Here is a 2,592-nt window from a genome sequence, read left to right as displayed (position 1 = left end):
TCCGGATAGCGCTCCGGCTGCGGCAGGTCGTCGCGGGCGTAGGTTTTTGGATAGCCGGTGACCGGGTCGTCATACAGAACACAGACAATTTTTGCCATTTGAATCCTCCTGGTAGGTTTATGTCGTTGCCGTTGCCGGTGTTTAAGCAAGGGGACATGGAGGATTCTGGGCGGTTGGCAGTCAACTATCCAATACCGTAAAGCAATCGTTTAATACATGCCGCTTATCAAACTGTCGAAGCGCGCCTGGAGCGGCGTCTTGAGCGCCATTTCCAGCGCGGCCGTGATGACCGGCGAGTAAGGATCCTGGCGGCGCACTACAAGTCCGATGTCGCGCGAGAGTGCAGGGGTGATCGGCAGCACGGCGATTTCCTGCCGCAGCTCGATCAGGCTCAGCACACTGTGCGGCACGACGGCGCAAAAATCGCTGCAGCGCAGCTGGGAATACAGGGCGAAAATGGAATCGCTTTCCATGCGGATGCGCGGGCTGGCGCCTGCGCGCCGGAAAGCCGCGTCCACGATGCGGCGGCTTTGCATGTTTGCCGTCAGCAGGCACAAGGGCAGTTCTGCTACCTCGGCCCAGGTCAATGATTTGCGGCCTTGAAGCACGGAATTGTCGCGCACCGCAAGCACATAGCGCTCAACAAACAAAGGATAAACCTGGAAGCCGTCCATCGACTTGTCTTCCATGAAAGTCAGCCCTATGTCGATATCGCAGGTATCCAGGCGGCGCGCGATTTCATCGGAAGGTAGCGACAGGACGGTGACTTTGATCTGGTCGTAACTCTCCTGGCAGGATTGGGTCAGCAGAGGGACGACCGGCATGGTGGTCGGGATGGCGCCGATACGCAACGTCCCGGACAGGTTTTTATGCGCATCGACCGTCTCCTGGCGCATGGCGTCGTAACTCGACAGCATCTGCTGAGCCCAGCCGACCACGCGTTCGCCTTCTGCGGTCAAGCCTTCATAGTTCCTGCCGCGGCGCACCAGGCTGAGGTCAAGTTCCTTTTCGAGGTTGCGGATGGCATTGGAAAGGGCCGGCTGCGACACATGGCACGCTTCTGCCGCGCGCGAGAAATGGCCTATGTCCGCCAACGTGACCAGATATTGGAGTTGTCTTATAAACATGGGGACAACGGGAGTTGAGACTCGGCTACGGTATGGATACGCATCAAGGCAGGTTTTTCAGGTGGTTTCACAATCGAGGAAATTGTGGCTGAAACGTATACTACGTTATTCCCATGAAAACATAGCGAAACGTGCTGGAATTGAACGGCTGAGCTTAATTTGCTCGGCAATGACTCAGCGTAGCGCTTAACGCGCTTGGGTGCGAACCTGTTCCGGCATTGATTTGCGCAACGGAGAATGGTCGCGCATGCGCACCGGTGGCCACTGTGTCACAGCGGCCACCTTTACCAGCATACTGTTTGGCCGTTATCTGGCGCTCCAATTCGAGTGAATAGACAGCATCAGCTCAGTTCCAGGGCAGCGAGTAAGTCTTGGTATTGGAAAAGCTTTTCATGGCTTCCAGCACGCCTTCCTTATAGCCGAGTCCAGAGTCCTTGATGCCGCCAAACGGCGTCAGCTCCAAACGATATCCAGGCACCTCTCTCACATTGACGCTGCCCACTTCCAGCTCACGGACGAAGCGGGTGATGTAGTCCATGCGGTTGGTGCATACCGACGACGACAAACCATATGGCGTCGAGTTCGAAATCCGGATGGCATCCGCAATATCGGTGCAGCGGATGACCGGCGATACGGGGCCGAAAGTTTCTTCGGCAACCAGCTTGCAATCTGCAGGCACGTGGTCCAGCACGGTTGGCGAGTAGACGGCGCCGTTGCGGATATTGCCGTATAACAGCCTGGCGCCGTGGCGCTCGGCATCCTTCACCTTGGCTTCAAACTCAATCGCCGCACGTTCGTCGATTACCGTTCCCATATCGTTGTTCGGATCCATCGGATCGCCATACTTTATTGCCCGGGTCTTGGCCACCAGCTTCTCGACAAATTCATCGGCTACCGCCTGATGCACGATCATGCGTTTGATCGCAGTACAGCGCTGGCCGGAATTCTTGTACGATCCCGATACCGCCAAGGTCGCCGCCTCTTCAATATCGGCATCTTCCATCACGATGATCGGATCGTTGCCGCCCAGCTCCAATACCTGGCGCTTGTAGACGGCCTTGCCGGCGATGTATTTCCCGATCGGCACACCACCGGTGAAGGTGACCAGATCGACATCGGGGTTGGTCAGCATTTCATCGGCGATTTCTTTCGGGTCGCCGGTCACTACCGAAAACATTTCCGGCGGCAATCCGGCTTCGTACAGGATATCGGCCAGCAGCAAGGCGGAAAACGGCGTCTTCTCGGTCGGTTTCAATACCATCCGGTTATTCGTCGCAATCGACGGCGCCACTTTGTGCGCGACCTGGTTCAAGGGATGATTGAACGGCGTAATGGCCGAGATGGCCCCCAGCAGCGGCTCTTTCATGGTGTAAACCTTGCGCTGCTTGCCATGCGGCGTCAGGTCGCAGGAAAACACCTGGCCGTCATCGACCAGCGCCTGATTGGCGGCAAAGACGAAGACGTC

Annotated in this window: 2 protein-coding genes; both read right to left on the bottom strand. The window is 56.9% G+C overall.

Annotated features, from left to right (window positions below; translation table 11 throughout):
• Positions 1–209: 209 nt before the first annotated feature.
• Complete coding sequence (locus JWQ61_RS21605) at positions 210–1,127, bottom strand: LysR family transcriptional regulator (protein WP_304362332.1); 918 nt, start codon at positions 1,125–1,127, stop codon at positions 210–212.
• A 346-nt stretch (positions 1,128–1,473) separates the two neighbouring features.
• Positions 1,474–2,592: phosphonoacetaldehyde dehydrogenase (gene phnY, locus JWQ61_RS21600; protein WP_304362331.1), on the bottom strand; the 1,119-nt coding region annotated here is incomplete at its 5' end.

Source organism: Collimonas fungivorans (assembly GCF_028292705.1).
Lineage (GTDB): Bacteria > Pseudomonadota > Gammaproteobacteria > Burkholderiales > Burkholderiaceae_D > Collimonas > Collimonas fungivorans_B.
This window is presented reverse-complemented; position numbering and strand designations above follow the sequence as displayed.